This is a genomic window from Fodinibius salinus (assembly GCF_008124865.1).
Taxonomy (GTDB): domain Bacteria; phylum Bacteroidota; class Rhodothermia; order Balneolales; family Balneolaceae; genus Fodinibius; species Fodinibius salinus.
On the sequence record NZ_VNHY01000002.1, the window covers coordinates 891,745 to 909,457 of the forward strand.

Here is a 17,713-nt window from a genome sequence, read left to right on the forward strand (position 1 = left end):
GTTGTGGAAAGATTATATAATCAAGACGGCTGTCTAAAATTTTACTCTTCCGGTTCATAATTCAGGTTTGGTCCCAACCATTTTTCGACCTCTTCTAGGCTCATATCTTTTCGCTGGGCGTAATCTTCGATCTGATCTTTCCGTAGGTTGCCTACATTGAAGTAATCCGATTCGGGATGAGCAAAATACAGTCCACTTACTGAAGCAGCAGGATGCATGGCACATGATTCCGTCAGGGTAATGCCTGTTGTTTCAGGGGCATCAAGCAGATCAAATAGGATACGTTTTTCGGTATGGTCCGGCTGGGCGGGATAGCCTGCAGCGGGGCGAATACCGTCATATTGTTCTTTGATAAGTTCTTTATTAGATAAATCCTCATCCGGTGCGTAGCCCCAGATATCTTTTCGTACCTTCTCGTGGAGTAATTCGGTAAATGCCTCAGCCAGGCGATCAGCCAGTGCTTTGGTGAGGATGGCATTATAATCATCATGATTATCCTCAAACTGCTTAACTAGCTCCGGCGCGCCAATGCCGGCGGTTACTGCAAAGCCGCCCATATAATCCTTGATTCCCGATGACTTGGGAGCTACAAAATCAGATAGCGCTTTATTTGGTTGGCCGCGGCGCTTCTGGGCCTGCTGGCGCAGCATGTGAAGTGTAGTGAGAATTTGATTCCGGTTGTCATCGGTATACAGTTGTACATCGTCACCTACCGAGTTTGCGGGATAAAGTCCCAGCACGGCTTTTGCCTTCAACAATTGTTGATCAATAATTCGATCCAGAAGTTCATTGGCGTCATCAAAGAGTTTGCGTGCCTCTTCACCATATTTGTCATCCTCTAGTATATCGGGGAATTTGCCTTTCATTTGCCAGGCGATAAAAAACGGGCCCCAGTCGATGTAGTTTCTAATCTCTTCGAGCGGATAATTATCAAAGACTCGTTTACCCAGCTTATTGGGCGTAATGATTTCCGATGATTCCCAGTCGATATCCGTGGCATTGTCGCGAGCCTCTCCTAACGAGAGATATGTTTTACGGCTAGAGCGGCCTTCGTGACGTTTGCGAAGTTTTAGATATTCATTTTTTGTCTTTTTGACGAACTCATCACGCAATGTCTTGGAGACAAGGTTACCAGTGACCGAAACGCTGCGTGAAGCATCAAGCACGTGGATGACCGGTTGCTCGTAATTGGGCTCAATTTTGACCGCTGTATGCATGCGAGAGGTCGTTGCTCCGCCAATCATCAGCGGTTGCTCAAACTCTTCTCGATCCAGTTCCTTAGCTACATGCACCATTTCATCAAGCGAAGGAGTAATGAGTCCACTGAGACCGATAATATCTACCTCTTCTTTACGTGCTTCTTCCAGTATTTTATCGGCCGGCACCATTACCCCCAGATCAATAACATCAAAATTATTACAGCGCAGTACGACCGAGACAATATTTTTGCCAATATCGTGCACGTCTCCTTTGACAGTAGCCAACAGTACCTTGGCTTTGGGCTCACTATTATCATTTTTCTTTTTTTCTTCCTCAATAAAAGGTACGAGGTGAGCAACCCCCTTCTTCATTACGCGGGCACTTTTTACCACCTGCGGCAAAAACATCTTGCCCGATCCAAACAGGTCGCCCACTACATCCATACCGTTCATCATGGGGCCTTCGATTACTTCGATTGGCTGGTCGTATTGCTGGCGGGCTTCCTCTACATCATCTACAATATGGTCCACAATACCTTTGATCAAGGCATGTTTGATACGGTCTTCAACAGGATCTTCGCGCCACTCTTCAGTCTTTTCTTCTGTTTCCGTATCCTCATCTTTAATATCTTCGGCGTAATCGACCAAGCGTTCTGTGGCGTCATCGCGGCGGTTGAACAGCACGTCTTCTACCAGTTTACGTAGCTTTTGGGGGATTTCTTCATACACTTCAAGCTGCCCCGCATTGACAATAGCCATATCGAGTCCGGCTTGGATGGCGTGATACAGAAAAGCCGCGTGCATAGCTTCACGTACTTTATTATTGCCGCGGAAGGAAAACGAAATATTGCTGAGTCCACCGCTGACCTGTGCCAGTGGCAGGTTGTCCTTAATCCATTCAGTAGCTTCAATAAAATCGATAGCATAAGTACGATGTTCTTCAATACCGGTAGCTACTGTTAAGATATTAGGGTCTAAGATAATATCCTGTGGCGCAAAACCGACTTCATCAGTAAGGATATTGTAGGCACGTTCGGCAATTTCGATACGACGCTCATAACTGTCGGCCTGTCCTTTCTCGTCGAAGCCCATTACAACAACTGCTCCGCCAAAGTTCAGGATTTCTTGTGCCCGTTCTTTGAATTGTTCTTCTCCTTCCTTTAGTGAAATGGAGTTCACCACGCATTTCCCTTGGGCCGTTTTGAGACCCGCTTTGAGTACTGACCACTTGGAAGAATCAATCATGATGGGAACGCGCGAAATATCGGGCTCTGCTGCTATCAGCTGCATAAAGTCCACCATCACTTCTTCCGATTCCAGCATGCCCTCATCCATATTGATATCGATAATTTGGGCGCCGTTTTCGACCTGCTGGCGTGCTACTGACAAGGCTTCCTCATACTTTTCATTTTTGATGAGCCGCTTGAATTTGCGGGATCCCATCACATTCGTGCGTTCGCCGATATTTACAAAATTAGTGGTGGGACGAACAACCAGTGGCTCTAGTCCACTGAGTCGTAGATAGGGTTCTTGTTCGGGAATATCACGTGGAGAACACTCTTTTGCCGCTTCGGCAATGGCCTCGATATGTTCGGGAGTAGTACCGCAGCAGCCGCCCACTATATTCACAAAATCCGATTCAGCATATTCCCGCAGCTGATCGGCCATAAACTCTGGCGTCTCATTATATTCTCCCATCTCATCGGGCAGGCCGGCATTAGGGTAGAGGCTGGTGTGGCAAGTAGCCACATTTGCTAATTCTTCAATATATGGACGCATTTGTTCGGAGCCCAGGGAACAATTGAGACCTACACTTATCAAATTTTTGGTATGAGATACCGAGATCCAGAAAGCCTCGGTTGTCTGTCCCGATAGCGTACGACCGCTCTGGTCAACAATGGTACCCGAAATCATCACCGGAATTTCTTTACCAGTTTCTTCCTGGAATTTATGGATGGCATAAATAGCTGCTTTGGCGTTCAGTGTATCAAAGATTGTTTCCACGAGCAGGATATCCACGCCACCTTCAACGAGTCCTCGTATTTGTTCGGAATATGCTTCTTTAAGCTGATCAAATGTGATGTCGCGGTAGCCGGGATCTTCCACATCCGGCGAAAGAGACAACGTTTTATTGGTGGGACCAATGGCACCGGCCACAAGCCGGGGCTTGTTGGGATTTTTTTCAGTAAACGTATCTGCTACTTCACGGGCATTTTTTGCCGCCGCCACATTCAGCTCATAGGCCAGATCCTGCATTTCGTAATCAGCCTGCGAAATAGAAGTGCTGTTAAAAGTGTTGGTTTCAATAATATCAGAGCCCGCGGCCAAGAATTGGCGGTGAATATCTTTGATGATATCCGGCTGGGTGAGGCTGAGTAGGTCATTATTGCCTTGTAGGTCAGCGTTTTTAAAGTCGGCAAAACGTTCGCCGCGGTAATCTTCTTCGGAGAGGTCTTGATTTTGGATCATGGTACCCATCGCACCATCCATAACGAGAATGCGATCCTGTAGCTGATCCTTTATTTGTTCAAATGTCATAAGATTTTTTTTAAAATCAGATAATGTATCAACTGTTCAAGTAGATCCTCTTGTTCTCCTTTTTCGCCAAATAGTTTGGGGAAGTAAGGAGGGAGTCTTGAAGTTTAGACTGTTAGAAAATCCTCTTAGAAAAGAGGGGGGCTAAAAGAGATTGATCAGTTATAAATGGTACTTAAAGCATCAACATTATCAGGTAATTAATTATAAGGTACTTGTGGTTGCGCAAAAACTTTTCAACTAAGCTGCGAAGTGCTTACCTTAGACACCGTTAGATTCTCGTTGGAAAACAGCACAGCAAGCTGAAATGTTTAAGGATCCCAAAGATACAAAGAATAGCAGAGTAAATGAAAGTTATTGAACACTACGATCAAGCAGATGAACCACTGATTTCATTTGAAATTATCCCTCCGAAGCGCGGAGGGTCGGTGGACAAGGTTTTTAGGTCACTCGATAAGGTAATGAAGTACAATCCACCCTTTATTGATGTAACCTATCATGCAGCCGAGTCATATTATGAGGAACTGGGCGACGGTACCGTCAAGCGCCATATCAAGCGAAAACGGCCTGGTACTATTGGGCTTTGCGCAGCCATCAAGCATAAATATGATGTGGACCCTGTGCCGCACCTCATTTGTGAAGGTTTTACTAAAGAGGAGACCGAAGATGCCCTGATTGAGCTTAACTATCTGGGGATTGATAATGTACTTACCGTTCGCGGGGATTCACCCGATGATTCAGTGCCGCGCTATAAAAATGGCACTTTTAACAACTATGCACTCAACCTTGTTGAGCAAGTTGCAGATATGAATCGGGGACAGTATCTCGAAGATATCGTCAACGCACAGGAGACAGACTTTTGTGTTGGAGTGGCCGGTTATCCCGAAAAACATTTTGAGGCGCCCAATCTTGATTTTGATATCCAACAGCTCAAAAAGAAGGTAGATGCCGGCGGGGATTATATTGTAACGCAGATGTTTTTTGATAACGAGGCATACTTCAACTTTGTAGAAAAATGCCGGGAGGCGGGCATTGAATGTCCCATTGTGCCGGGACTTAAGGTGCTTACACGCGAACGCCATCTCAATTTTCTACCTAAGTATTTTCACCTCAATATTCCGGAGGAGTTGTCCGAAGAAGTTCAGGCCGATGTTGATAACGTCCGTGAAATTGGTATAGAATGGGCAGCTCAGCAGTGTACCGAGCTGCTCGAAGGCGGCGTGCCCGGTATCCATTTTTATATAATGGGAGATCCTACGCCCGCACTGGATGCCATTGACAAGCTGCCGCTGGGGCACGAAGTAGCAAGTCGGTAGATTGAACGCTGTTTATCTCAATGGATGTTTAAAATTATTATAAGGGGCTTTCAGACCCTTCAGTTACTGTGAGTGAGGTGGAGGAGATGAGGTAGTCTGGTAACCGCTTTACGAATGGAGATCGCCAAGCCTTGGATCCATGGGGGTCACGACGGCAGTTATTGAGATGGTTTTTCACAGTCCACCAATTAACTATAATCTTGGATTTGTATTTCTTTCCGCTATGAAAAAAATCATTATTTCCTCAGCAGTACTTGCCGCTATCTTTTTGTTTAGCTACTGTTCCAAGCCGCATGATGGGCAATCCATCATCAATAAAGCCATAGAAACTCACGGCGGTGATGCTTACAGCCATTCTGTTATTTCATTTGATTTCCGAGGTACTCAATATACGGTTAAGCAAAACGGCAATAGTTTTACTTACCGCCGAACGATCAGCGATTCCACAGGCACTTTTACCGACCGGCTTACCAACGACGGCTTTCGCCGCACAGCTAATGATACACTTGTAGCACTGTCAAAAGAAGATTCCACCGCATATGCCAATGGATTAAACTCTGTGGTTTATTTTGCATTGCTGCCCTATAAGTTGAATGATGCTGCCGTAAACAAGAAGTTATTGGGCCACACTAAAATTAGGGAAGAGCCATACTACGAAATTGAAGTAACTTTTGACCAGCAGGGTGGGGGCACCGACTACCAGGATCGGTATATTTATTGGATCCACCAAACAGAATACACCATGGATTACCTGGCATATCGCTTTCATACCGGTGACGGGGGTACGCGTTTTCGAGAGGCCTATAATGTACGCAACGTGGAAGGCATCCTATTTGCCGACTACCATAACTATGGCGGACCGGATATGGAGCGCCCCCTCGAAAATTACGAGACGTATTTCCAAGCTGACACTCTTAATAAAGTCTCTGAGGTTAACCTCGATAGTGTTACGGTTGATATTTTAGATCGCAACTAACCAAAAAGTGCGCTCAGGATATCACAGAGTTTCCAACGAAAGAGCAAAGATCCTTAGCTTAAACCAAATTAGATATACGGGCTGGATGGATTAGAATTTTTTTTATAATAGCACTTTATAGGAGTTGAAATAACTTTCAACTTCCAACCTTTCAAACCGCCTTTCCTTAGGAAGGTAAGAGTTAGTAGGGGCGTATTGTAATACGCCCCTACGGTGATCTTTTACCGTACAAAAACCGGCTTATTCCTGTCTTCAGTATGCTCTTCGCTATAGCTGTAGTCATTGCCGTTAAATCCCAGCAGACCTTCGTATGTGTCAACCTCATGTTCGACTAGGTAACGGCTCATAGTTCCGCGGTTCTTTTTAGCATAGAAGCCGATGACTTTTAAATCACCATTTTTGTAGTCTTTGAATTTTGGTTTTATGACGTCCACATTCAGCTTGTCTGCATCCAATGCCTTGAAATATTCTTTGCTGGCTAGGTTGACAAACAGTTCATCATCGTCAAGTTCATCATTTAGCGCCTCGGTGATACTATCGCCCCAAAATTCGTACAGCTTATCATGGCCGTTAACCTGCATTTTGGTCCCCATCTCCAGACGGTAGGGTTGCATCAGGTCCAGCGGACGTAGTACTCCGTACATGCCCGACAATATGCGGAGGCTGTTTTGAAGGGTATCCAAATGTGAATCATCGATAGTATAAGCATCCAGCTCTTTGAAAGCCGATCCGTTAAAAGCATAAATGCAGGGACGTGCATTATCTTTGGTAAAAGGTGTGGAAAATTTTTGATACCGTTCGTAGTTCAAGTCGGCCAGGTTTTGGCTGATGTCCATAAGGTCCTTTAGTTCGTCTTTCGATATCTGTGCCAGTTTGTTGTTCAGTGTTTCAGCTTCATCCAAAAAACGAGGTTGTGTAGCGCGATCGGTCGGCAATTCTCGGTCATAGTCCAATGATTTGGCAGGAGATAAAACGATTTTCATAAGCTGGAGATGTTAATGGTAAGTTCTTGTTTTTATTAGGTTATATAACTCTTTTTAGAAATGATTTCATTCCATATATAATGTTGAAAATCAGCAGGAATGATCATAAATAAAAATACAACTGCAATCAGTTTAGGTGTTGTAGTACCGACGGTGCAATTTTTCTTTTAGGTACGAGGATTGGTGTGGCCCGCGAAGCACTTAGCATTACACTTGATGATATCATGAGTGAATTTTACTTATTGCTCATTGCCGGAATATTGCCCCTTATTTCCCCGGTTTGGTGCTCAAAAGAGCTTATCATAATGTAAAGACTACCTTCTTTAATCAGCTTTTGTTCGGCTTTTGAAAGTTGAAACCGGTTTTGTTCGGTAGAAAAAGTACCTGACCTTTTGTTTTCATTTACATCCGCCGTTAAAGAAAACAGCTGGTTGTCAGGTCGTTTCTTAATATCATACATGATATATGCGCCCGAATAGTTGCCGGTTAAATATTCAAAATCACCTTCTACCGTTAGGCTATCATCTTTAAGGGTAACAGTAACCATGCCCGAACCGCTGGTTTGTACCTTGGGCTGCATCTTGTGTCCTCCCAGGTAGACATCCGCAGATTGCTGGGCACTAGTTGCCAATGGACCTGCCAAGGTCACTAAAAGAGCAGCGATAAAAATGTACGTAATATTATATGAGGTGTTCATAAGTCAGCTATTATTCAAAACAGGATTTTAACAGATCAAATATATAAACTACTCGTATATAAAACTTCGTACAAAGGTAAATATTTTATGATGATGCAAACCACTTTGCTACTTCATCCTTACTTTTGGTGTTGAGGATACGCTCCTTTTCAAATTTGGCTTTACGGGCAATATGCACACCGTAGGGGATGTGATCAATACCTTTTTTGCTGTGTGCATCAGGATTGATTGATGACATGAGCCCCACCTCTTTAGCCTTGTTGCCATGGCGCCAGTCGAGATCCAGCCGGTGGGGGTTAGCATTAATTTCGATAGCTGTATTGTGCTTGGCTGCCAGCTCAATAAGCTCATTCATGTCCAGGTCACTGCCGTCGCGTTTCAGCAACAGGCGCCCGGTCGGGTGGCCCACAATACTGGTGAAAGGATTTTTGATGGCTGTACGGAAACGGTTCATCATTTTTGGGCGATTCATACCCAGTCCGTTGTGGACGCTGGCAATCACAAAGTCGAAACTTTCTAGAATTTCATTCTCATAATCGAGACTCCCGTCACTAAGGATATCTGATTCTATGCCTTTGAAGATGCGAAAATCAGATCCGTATTCTTCGTTAAGCTGATCTACTTCTTCCCATTGTTCTTTGATTTTATCTACCGAAAGTCCGCCCGCATAGGCCGCCGTTTGGGAATGGTCAGTAATGCCCAAATACTCATAGCCGCGTTCTATACAGGCTTCGGCCATTTCTTTAATTGAAAACTTGCCGTCGCTATAAGTACTGTGTGCGTGGATGACGCCGCGAATGTCACCTTCTTCGACAAGATTCATAGACTCATTTTCTTCATAAAAAGTAATTTCACCGTGATCTTCGCGCAGTTCAGGCGGGATAAAGTTTAGGTCCAGATGTTGATAGATATCACTTTCAGAATCGTAATCAATGGGCTTCTCAAAATTGGTATCGCCTTCATCATTTAACTTAAAGAGACCATATTCGTTGAGTGAAAGTCCCCGTTCGCGAGCACGCTGGCGTAGCACAACGTTATGTTCTTTGCTGCCGGTAAAGTACATGAGAGCGGCTGCAAATTGTTCGGGTTTAACGATGCGTAGATCTACCTGACGGCCATTTTCGGTGCGGATGGAGCTTTTGGTTTCTCCGCGGCCCAGCACTTCTACTACCAGTTCGTGGTCAACAAAGGCGTCAAATAGCTGGTCAATATCTTCTTCTTTAGCACCAATCAGGATATCCACATCGCCGATGGTTTCTTTGTACCGGCGCAGCGAGCCGGCAACATCAATAGCTTCAACGCCTTCTAACTTTTTAAGAAAATCATAGATAGGCCCGGCAATATCCAGTGCTTCGTCAAGTCGGCATCGTTGGTCAAACTGTTGCATCCACTCAATAGATTTAGCAATTTTCTGAGCTGACTTTTCCCCCAGTCCGTCGAGGGAGGCCACCCGTCCGTCTTGGCAGGCTTCTTTGAGTTCATCTAGTTCTGTAATATCCAGCTGCTGGTGTATTTTGGCAATATTCTTGGGCCCCAGGCCAGATATCTCCAGCCATTTGATGATACCCTCCGGAATTTGCTCGCGCAGGCTTTCAAGTACTTCAATAGTGCCTGTTTTAGCATAAGAGGTGATATCCTCAGCAATAGAATCGCCAATACCTTTGATGTTAGTTAGCGTATCATTTTCAATATATTCATTGATATCGTCATTGAGAGATTCGATTGTTTGGGCGGCGCGATCAAAGGCAATGGCGCGAAAACGATTTTCACCGGCCAGCTGCATCAGCTGATAAATTTCGCGTAACCGATCGGCAATTTCAGCATTAGTTATGGACATAAGATGTAGTTCAGTTATTTTTGAAAGAAATTATTGGATTCGGTGGAAAAGTTCTAAAAGATAACTGTTCTAGTTTTGGGAATTAAGAACCATTTAGTACCATTAAAAATTCAAATAACCCAATATTTACTATGAAAAAATACTTGATATTGTTCGTCGTGCTTTGCGCTGTTTCTTGTACAGGATCCTTAGATAGAGTGCCCTCAACAGATAAAGTTAATCAGGTGCTGGATGACTGGCACAATGCGGCTGAAGATGCAGATTTTGGACGTTATTTTAATCATTTTGCAAGTGACAGTGCCATTTTTATGGGTACAGATGCTACTGAGCGGTGGACGGTCGCGGAATTCCGTCCTTGGGCCAAGCCCTATTTTGACCGCGGAAAAGCATGGAATTTCACCCCCGTTGAACGGCATGTTTCTTTTTCTGATAACGGTCGCACAGCCTGGTTTGATGAGTCTTTGGATACCCCCAACCTGGGCCCGGCTCGCGGTAGCGGCGTATTGATCTATCAAAAAGGAGAATGGAAGATTGCGCACTATAATTTGTCTATTCCCATTCCCAATACTATTGCCGATACGGTGGTAGCCCAAGTTGAAAAGGCGCTGCAAGAACAATCTTCGAATAATTCTAACTGACGAGTAATAAGTAATGACTAAGCTACGATTTCTATACCCTCTGTTTTTTCTACTCTTCATTTCGACTGGCTTAAAAGCACAATCCGGGTTGCAAGCACCCTCTGAATTTCTTGGTTATGAGTTGGGCAGTCAGTGGACCCCTCACCACAAAGTTATGGACTATTTCTGGCATGTGGCTGAGCAATCGCCACAGGTGAAAACGAATCAGTATGGAACTACAAACGAGGGACGGCAACTTATGCTTGCCTATATTTCAGCTAGGAAGAATATGGATAAGCTGCAAGAAATCCGTACTAACAACCTAAAGCGCACCGGTTTGCGTGATGGTACCCCCACCGGCGACAGTACCGCCATTGTGTGGCTCAGTTATAATGTGCATGGTAATGAGACCTCCAGCAGTGAGGCGGCCATGAAGACGATTTACGAACTTGTGCGTCCTGATAATGCGCGCACAAAAAAATGGCTGCAGAATACAGTGGTTATTATAGATCCCATGCTCAATCCCGACGGGCGCGACCGCTACGTTTATTGGTACAAGCAGACCGTGGGAACCCAGCCGAATGTACATCTCAATGCTCGCGAACATCACGAGCCGTGGCCCGGTGGACGTACGAATCACTATTATTTTGATCTGAACCGTGACTGGGCGTGGCTTACTCAGAAGGAGAGCCGTCATCGTATTGCAGAGTATCAAAAATGGATGCCTCATATTCATGTTGATTTCCATGAGCAGGAATATGATTCTCCCTATTATTTTGCGCCGGCAGCCAAGCCGTTTCATAATGCGATTACCGATTGGCAGTCGGAATTCCAATTTACCATTGGTCAAAATCATGCAAAGTACTTTAATAAAAACAATTGGCTCTACTTTACGCGCGAAGTGTTCGATCTTTTTTATCCCAGCTATGGGGATACCTATCCCATTTTTAATGGTGCAATCGGCATGACTTACGAGCAAGCCGGTCACAGCCTGGCAGGACTCGGCATCCTTAAAACCGAGGGGGATACGCTTACGCTTAACGATCGGTTGACCCATCATCATACAACGGGATTATCAACAGTAGAGATCAGCTCGAAAAATGCGGGCAGGCTGGTCAGTGAGTTTAGCAGTTACTATGACAGGGCTCAAAATAACCCCCAGGGAGAATACGAGACGTTTGTGATTAAAGGCGATAACAATCCGGATAAGCTGCAGGCACTGTTTGATTTATTAGATAAACACAAGGTAAAGTATGGGCAGCCCACGCAGTCACAATCGTTGAGGGGATATAACTACGAGACCGGAGAGAGCGAAGAAGTTTCAGTTAGTAAGGATGACTACCTGGTGAGCGTTTATCAGCCCAAATCTGTAATGGCGCGCATTTTGTTTGAGCCCAAGCCAGAGCTTTCTGATTCCGTAACTTATGATATTACAGCTTGGGGACAGCATTATGCTTATGGTCTGGACGGTTATGCGCTGAAGCAACGTTTGGATGTAGAACAGGCATCGGCCCCAAAGAAAGAGTTGGAAAATGAGATTTCTGGCAAACCGTATGCCTATCTGGCTAAGTGGCAAGATTTGGAAGATATAGGTTTACTCAGTGATCTACTCAAGCAAGAGATCAGAGTTCGTTTTGCGCAAAAGTCTTTTACTGTGGATGGGCAGTCGTATGATCGTGGAACGTTAATTATTACACGTTCTGATAATAAGATTTTCACTAAGGATTTTGACAGCACTGTACAAGAGATTGCGAACAAGCATAACCAGCAGCTGTATGCAGCCTCAACGGGATTTGTAGAGTCAGGGCCCGACTTTGGCTCATCGTCGGTGCGCTATTTGGAACCTCCGCGGGTAGCACTGCTTTCGGGCAGCGGTACAGATGCAGGTATGGTCGGCGAAATTTGGCACTATTTTGACAAGCAGATTAACTATCCGCTGACGATGCTGGATACTAATTATTTCGGTGATGTTGATCTTAGTAAATATGATGTGCTGATTCTGCCGTCTTATTATGGTGACGAGCTGGATAGTGATCGGCTTGGCGAAATTAAAGAGTGGATTTCTTCAGGTGGCAAGCTAATTGCCGTGCAGGGTGGTAATAATTTGCTGGCCGGCAAAGAGAGATTTGCTTTGAAGCGGAAGAAAGATGATGAAAGTGAAAGTGCAGAAGTGGCTAACCAATTAGACAAATACGGTGAGCAGCAGCGCGAAAGTATTTCCAGTTTTAATCCGGGATCCATTTTCAAGGTTACGATGGATAACACGCATCCACTGGCTTTCGGCTACAAAGGTAACTACTTTTCGTTGAAGCTCAATACCAGTAGCTACCAATATCTGGAGAATGGCTGGAATGTGGGTGTTACCAAAGAAGGAGCACACATGAGCGGTTTTTTGGGTCATGAGGCAAAAGAGGGTATTCAAAACAGCCTGACTTTTGGCGTGCAGAATATGGGTTCTGGATCGGTAGTTTACATGATTGATAACCCCCTGTTCCGCGCTTTCTGGTATAATGGCAAGCAGCTGTTTGGCAATGCCGTGTTTTTGGTAGGACAGTAAGCTGTTATCACAAATGATGTAATTGTATCTGGCTCCTATGCTTTGCGTAGGAGCCAATTTATTTAAATGCTAGGATCGATCACGATCTGGTTCCAATACTTGGTCCTAGAACCAGCAAATCGCGGCCTATTTTAGGTGGTAATTTTTGTTTTCTCTCTACCTACGTCTTTATCATCAAAATGAGGAGAATGTTTCCAGCTGCGCTGGGAGCTATCAGTATTTATTTAGCCTTATCTTTTGAAACTTCCCCCTGATGCCTGTATCTTAGGGCGCATTCTAACTATACCCAAGGTTGGGGGTGCTTGCAACAGCAGGCTGAGATCATACCCTAAGAACCTGAACCGGGTAAAACCGGCGTAGGGAAACCAGGTTGGCAGGGATTTATCCTTGCTGCCGGATTGATCAGCATTTCTTGCAAGTTCATCTCCCGCTCTTATAAATCTAATAAGACGGAGGAACTTATGTTTTTTAAGATTATTCGAAGCACAGCCATTCTGTGTTTTTTCATGGCAATGAGTACTATGCTCTTTGCCCAAACAATAAGCGGAACTGTAACAGACGGGCAGACCGGCAAAACGCTGGCCGGGGCTAATATTATCCAGTTGCAAACATCAAATGGTGTTTCGACGGATGAGAATGGATCATTTTCACTGACGCTTACCGATGATGCGCCTCAAAAAATAAAAGTGACGTTTGTTGGCTATAAAGCTAAAATCGTTCGGCTTGACGGAGCTGAAAGCTCGTTAACTATCACGCTCACACCTTCTACTATGATGAGTAATGAGGTATTTGTGAAGGCACTTCGCGTAGATAAAGCTACGCCCATGGCTTATGAAAATATCAGCAAAGCCAGTATTGAACAGAAAAATCTGGGTCAGGACATGCCCTATATGATTGGGAGCAGTCCTTCGGTTACTACCACATCAGATGCCGGAGCAGGCATCGGCTATACCTCTATGCGTATCCGCGGTGTCGATCAGGGTCGCATTAATGTGACGGTTAACGGTATTCCCATTAATGATGCCGAATCGCATGGTGTATTCTGGGTGAATATGCCTGATTTAGCTTCTTCAGTTGAAAATATACAGGTGCAGCGAGGAGCTGGCACATCCACCAATGGAGCTGCCGCTTTTGGAGCAACGATGAATATTCAAACGTCGGAAATGAAATCCGAGGCCTATGGAGAAGTAAATACAGCTATTGGATCATTTAACACCCGCAAAGCTAATGTAATGCTGGGTTCCGGATTGATGGATAACGGCTGGCAGTTTGAGGGACGACTCTCGAAGATAGAATCAGATGGATATATTGACCGGGCTTCTTCAGATCTGAAATCATTTTATCTGTCGGCGGCTAGGCATGGTGATCGCAGCTTGTTGCGTGCAGATGTCTTTTCAGGAAAAGAGAAAACCTACCAAGCGTGGTATGGTGTATCCGAAAGCCGGCTGCAGAATGGCAATAGAACCTATAATCCCGCAGGAGCCTATACCGATGAAAGCGGGAATACGAAGTATTATGATAATCAGACGGACAATTACCAGCAGGATCATTATCAGCTGCATTACTCTTATCAGTTTACCGATAACTGGGATGCTCGGGGGTCATTGCATTATACTTATGGGCGCGGTTATTACGAAGAATACCAAGAATCCCAGGACCTGACACAGTACAGCATCAGTGATATCCAGCTGCCGGATACTACTATTCAGAAAAGTGATTTGGTGCGACAGCTTTGGCTCGACAATCACTTTTACGGCGCTGTCTTTTCAACTGAATATGTGCCCTCGGACCGTTGGTCACTCACACTCGGCGGCGGATATAATGAATATGACGGTGACCATTTTGGAGAGGTTGTCTGGGCGCGTTTTGCCGGAGATACTAATGCTGATAAACGATACTATCAGAACAATGCGTTGAAGACAGATTTTAATTCCTATATCAAAGCCAGCTATCAAATTATCGATGGGCTCACTGCCTATGCAGATGCCCAGATTCGTCATATTACGTACGAATTCTTGGGTAAAGATCGACAGCCGGCTCAGGGTGGTGGTCAACAGATTGTGGATGTACAACAAAAAGATCGTCTCACTTTCTTTAATCCCAAAGCCGGGTTGACGTATAATATTAATCAGCGCCATCGGGCCTATGCGTCATTCAGCGTGGCGAACAAAGAGCCCACACGCGACGAATATGTGGATTCTACTCCCGAAAATCGTCCGTCGCATGAAACCCTTTACGACTGGGAAGCCGGATATAAAGGATCTTTTGATTGGTTTTCAGTGGGAGCGAATTTCTACTATATGAATTATCAGGACCAGCTTATCTTAACCGGCGAAATTAATGATGTGGGATCCAACGTGCGGCAGAATGTGCCCAGTAGTTATCGTGCAGGTATAGAGCTACAGGCTGGAGCACAGCTGTTGCCAAGTCTGGAATGGTCGGCCAATGCAACCTTCAGCCGCAATAAAATTGAGCAATATACGCAGTATGTCGATAATTATGATACTGGATCACAAGAGACGAATGTTTATACAGATACTAACATCTCTTTTTCTCCGGATGTTGTTGCAAATACTATGCTTCAATTTTCTAAGAGAGGCTTGTCAGCTCAGTGGTCAGCAAAGTATGTTTCTCGACAATACTTGGATAATACACAGACCAAAAGCCGGTCGCTTGATCCGTATGTTGTAAATAATTTGCGTATAAGATACAACTGGGAGACGGTACCGTCGTTACAAGCTATTAAAATAACGTTTGTGGTTAATAATATGCTTAATGAGATGTATGAGTCCGATGGATATACCTTTGGATATATTTCCGGAGGACAAAAAGAATACAGCAATTATTATTATCCGCAGGCCGGACGCAATTTTTTGCTACAGCTCTCGTTTAACTTCTAGATAGATATGTATAAACATCGTGATTTAGAAAGGGTCGGCTGGAAAGTCGGCCCTTTCTTTTTGTAATGTATAGCTCTAAAGTGTGGAAGCTTGACGCAGCTGTTAAGGTTAATTCTTAACGGATAAAGCAGAATTAGAAGCGGATGGGATTTTATGCATATCGGGGAAGAAAATTGCAATCGGGCAATAACCGGCTACTGATTTTTCGCTGGTTGTTTATATAGCAAATAAAAGATTTATGCATTCTGGGGCATGCCTGAAACTTCTACCAAACTGACATCAAAATTCCAACTTGAAAAGCTACAATTATTCTGCATTGGTAAAGAATCGCACATCTTCATCATTTGATATTTCTTTTTCATCTGTACTGGCTCGGTCGTCTATTACTTGTATAAAAATGGCGCCGGTAATAATGAATACGGCGGATATAATCTCCAGCCGGGACGGGTTTTCGCCAATACTGAGCCAGGCAATAAACAAGGCTGCAATGGGCACCATATTACCATAAAGTACCACCTGTGTAGGACCAAGTTTTTTAAGGGCTCGTACCTTTACCCATTGGCCAACGCCCACGCCAATAGCACCGCCGGCAATGATGGCAATCCAGGTCCATAGTCCAAGTGATTTCCAAGACACAACAATAAGATCAGGAGAGGCAATGAGGATATATAACGTACCGCCAATGGCAGTACGAAGAGCGACAATGGGTACGGAACCGTATTTATTAGCTAGGGGTTTAATAAGGTGCAGTTCAATAACGGTAAGGATAAGTGCAATAATTAAAATAGCATCTCCTAACCAATATCCCTGCTCAGGTTGTAATCCATCCCAAGCTAAGATAATTGTGCCCACAACAGCTAGAACGACGCCTAAGTAACCATAGCCTCCCATTTCTTCGGTGCTAAACATATAACCAAATCCCGTGCTCACCGCAGGGCCCAGAGCCAGCCAAAGTGATGCCCGTGCGCCGTGGGTTAGTCCTAACCCCTCAATACCAAGCCAGGGAGCCAGCGTCGCACCAATGACCGAGATAAATAATAGTCTTGGCCAGTCTTCTTTTTTTATCTGAGGTAAAAAGGAAATTTTATTATTAGTTTGGCGGCATTCCGAACGATATTGCAGGTACATTACCAAAAACATAGCAATCCCGCCCATAGCAAACCGTGATACGCTAAATGATATGGGAGACATCTCCAGAAGGGCAATTTCTGCTAGAATGAAATTAGCACCCCAGAGAAAAACAAAAAATATAAGGATCCCGTGATGGGAGAGTGTCCCACCCCGGGAAAAGGTATTATTGTTCAACGAATTTGCAATATTGCTTAAATTCTATACTTCGATTGTGAACGGAACCTTAGTATTCTTCCAGTGAAGCACACATTCCGCCGAACTGTTGGTAACGTTATGGAAAGAAATTAAAAATTGTTCCATGTGCGACGCTTCTTTAGAAGGAACTTTAACACGCAGTACATCCTTACTTTTATCATATTGCGTGCCCCATGACAATTTAGAATTGAGGATTATAGTCCATGTATCTTTGCGTGGAATAGTATAAAGTGAATAAGTACCGGCTTCTACTTTTTTTCCTTCAATCATTACATCATCCGAAAAAGTAATAGCCGTAGATTCATTAGCTCCCGTTCGCCAAACCTCACCATAGGCTTCTAATCCACCAAAAACTTCACGTTCATTAACAGAGGGGCGCCCATAGGTAATAGAAACCTGAGTAGTTCCGATTGTCTGGCTGACAGATGCATTCGGACTTGTTCGTGCTTTTTTATTTCCGCGATCTTGAGCAGTACCCAAGCTGGTAAAAAGCATAACTCCCAAAAAAGCAAATGCCGTGATTTTAAGATATGTTTGAACTGACTTCATAACACCGTCGATTTATTTAGGGTTTATTTATTTAGCAAGTTAGTGTAACTAAAAATATTGTTTTTTCGTTTATTTATAATCTTTGTTTAAGCAGTGGCTATGTCGTTTTGAGAATAACTCCGCTTATAAATCATGACATAGCATCAGTATAACAAACTATTACATTATGAGAATTAGATTATGGTATTTTTTTTTAATATTTAATAACTAACAATGGGGGT

At 44.2% G+C, this 17,713-nt stretch carries 11 protein-coding genes and 1 riboswitch; of the genes, 5 read left to right on the plus strand and 6 right to left on the minus strand.

The genetic code is table 11. From position 1 onward, the window contains the following. Positions 1-41 precede the first annotated feature (41 nt). Complete coding sequence (gene metH, locus LX73_RS08860) at positions 42-3,737, minus strand: methionine synthase (protein WP_148899106.1); 3,696 nt, start codon at positions 3,735-3,737, stop codon at positions 42-44. A 344-nt stretch (positions 3,738-4,081) separates the two neighbouring features. On the opposite strand from metH, the gene LX73_RS08865 reads away from it, so the two are divergent. Together LX73_RS08865 and LX73_RS08870 are read left to right on the plus strand one after the other, a co-directional pair. Further along, complete coding sequence (locus tag LX73_RS08865) at positions 4,082-5,050, plus strand: methylenetetrahydrofolate reductase (RefSeq protein WP_148899107.1); 969 nt, start codon at positions 4,082-4,084, stop codon at positions 5,048-5,050. A 223-nt stretch (positions 5,051-5,273) separates the two neighbouring features. After that, positions 5,274-6,026, plus strand: a complete 753-nt coding sequence (locus LX73_RS08870) for a DUF6503 family protein (RefSeq protein ID WP_148899108.1) — start codon at positions 5,274-5,276, stop codon at positions 6,024-6,026. A 221-nt stretch (positions 6,027-6,247) separates the two neighbouring features. Here LX73_RS08870 and yaaA read toward each other — a convergent pair whose 3' ends face one another. The 3 genes from yaaA to polX all read right to left on the minus strand — a co-directional run bounded on the left by yaaA (position 6,248) and on the right by polX (position 9,543). After that, complete coding sequence (gene yaaA, locus LX73_RS08875) at positions 6,248-7,009, minus strand: peroxide stress protein YaaA (RefSeq protein ID WP_148899109.1); 762 nt, start codon at positions 7,007-7,009, stop codon at positions 6,248-6,250. Between the two features lie 235 nt (positions 7,010-7,244). Continuing rightward, complete coding sequence (locus LX73_RS08880; protein WP_148899110.1) at positions 7,245-7,706, minus strand: CHRD domain-containing protein; 462 nt, start codon at positions 7,704-7,706, stop codon at positions 7,245-7,247. An 85-nt stretch (positions 7,707-7,791) separates the two neighbouring features. Beyond that, entirely contained in the window at positions 7,792-9,543 is a 1,752-nt protein-coding gene (gene polX / locus LX73_RS08885) for a DNA polymerase/3'-5' exonuclease PolX (RefSeq protein WP_148899111.1), read from the minus strand. A gap of 197 nt (positions 9,544-9,740) precedes the next feature. On the opposite strand from polX, the gene LX73_RS08890 reads away from it, so the two are divergent. The 3 genes from LX73_RS08890 to LX73_RS08900 all read left to right on the plus strand — a co-directional run bounded on the left by LX73_RS08890 (position 9,741) and on the right by LX73_RS08900 (position 15,617). Then, positions 9,741-10,181 carry a nuclear transport factor 2 family protein gene (locus tag LX73_RS08890; protein ID WP_246138208.1) on the plus strand — a complete coding sequence of 147 codons (441 nt, stop codon included), beginning with the start codon at positions 9,741-9,743 and terminating at the stop codon, positions 10,179-10,181. A gap of 13 nt (positions 10,182-10,194) precedes the next feature. Then, on the plus strand, positions 10,195-12,717 hold the full coding sequence (locus tag LX73_RS08895) for a M14 family metallopeptidase (RefSeq protein ID WP_148899113.1): 2,523 nt from the start codon (positions 10,195-10,197) through the stop codon (positions 12,715-12,717). A gap of 284 nt (positions 12,718-13,001) precedes the next feature. Next, a riboswitch (TPP riboswitch) is annotated at positions 13,002-13,097 on the plus strand. A gap of 81 nt (positions 13,098-13,178) precedes the next feature. Then, positions 13,179-15,617 carry a TonB-dependent receptor gene (locus LX73_RS08900; protein ID WP_246138209.1) on the plus strand — a complete coding sequence of 813 codons (2,439 nt, stop codon included), beginning with the start codon at positions 13,179-13,181 and terminating at the stop codon, positions 15,615-15,617. 306 nt (positions 15,618-15,923) lie between these two features. Here LX73_RS08900 and LX73_RS08905 read toward each other — a convergent pair whose 3' ends face one another. Next, entirely contained in the window at positions 15,924-16,922 is a 999-nt protein-coding gene (locus LX73_RS08905; protein WP_170245642.1) for a DMT family transporter, read from the minus strand. 24 nt (positions 16,923-16,946) lie between these two features. Beyond that, positions 16,947-17,492 (minus strand): DUF2911 domain-containing protein, encoded by a 546-nt coding sequence (locus LX73_RS08910; RefSeq protein ID WP_148899115.1) that lies wholly within the window; start codon positions 17,490-17,492, stop codon positions 16,947-16,949. Positions 17,493-17,713 lie beyond the last annotated feature (221 nt).

Bases quoted from the DNA above. Each gene is read 5' to 3' on its own strand.
- metH (WP_148899106.1), bottom strand. From the start codon at position 3,737: ATGACATTTGAACAAATAAAGGATCAGCTACAGGATCGCATTCTCGTT.
- LX73_RS08865 (WP_148899107.1), top strand. From the start codon at position 4,082: ATGAAAGTTATTGAACACTACGATCAAGCAGATGAACCACTGATTTCA.
- LX73_RS08870 (WP_148899108.1), top strand. From the start codon at position 5,274: ATGAAAAAAATCATTATTTCCTCAGCAGTACTTGCCGCTATCTTTTTG.
- yaaA (WP_148899109.1), bottom strand. From the start codon at position 7,009: ATGAAAATCGTTTTATCTCCTGCCAAATCATTGGACTATGACCGAGAA.
- LX73_RS08880 (WP_148899110.1), bottom strand. From the start codon at position 7,706: ATGAACACCTCATATAATATTACGTACATTTTTATCGCTGCTCTTTTA.
- polX (WP_148899111.1), bottom strand. From the start codon at position 9,543: ATGTCCATAACTAATGCTGAAATTGCCGATCGGTTACGCGAAATTTAT.
- LX73_RS08895 (WP_148899113.1), top strand. From the start codon at position 10,195: ATGACTAAGCTACGATTTCTATACCCTCTGTTTTTTCTACTCTTCATT.
- LX73_RS08900 (WP_246138209.1), top strand. From the start codon at position 13,179: ATGTTTTTTAAGATTATTCGAAGCACAGCCATTCTGTGTTTTTTCATG.
- LX73_RS08910 (WP_148899115.1), bottom strand. From the start codon at position 17,492: ATGAAGTCAGTTCAAACATATCTTAAAATCACGGCATTTGCTTTTTTG.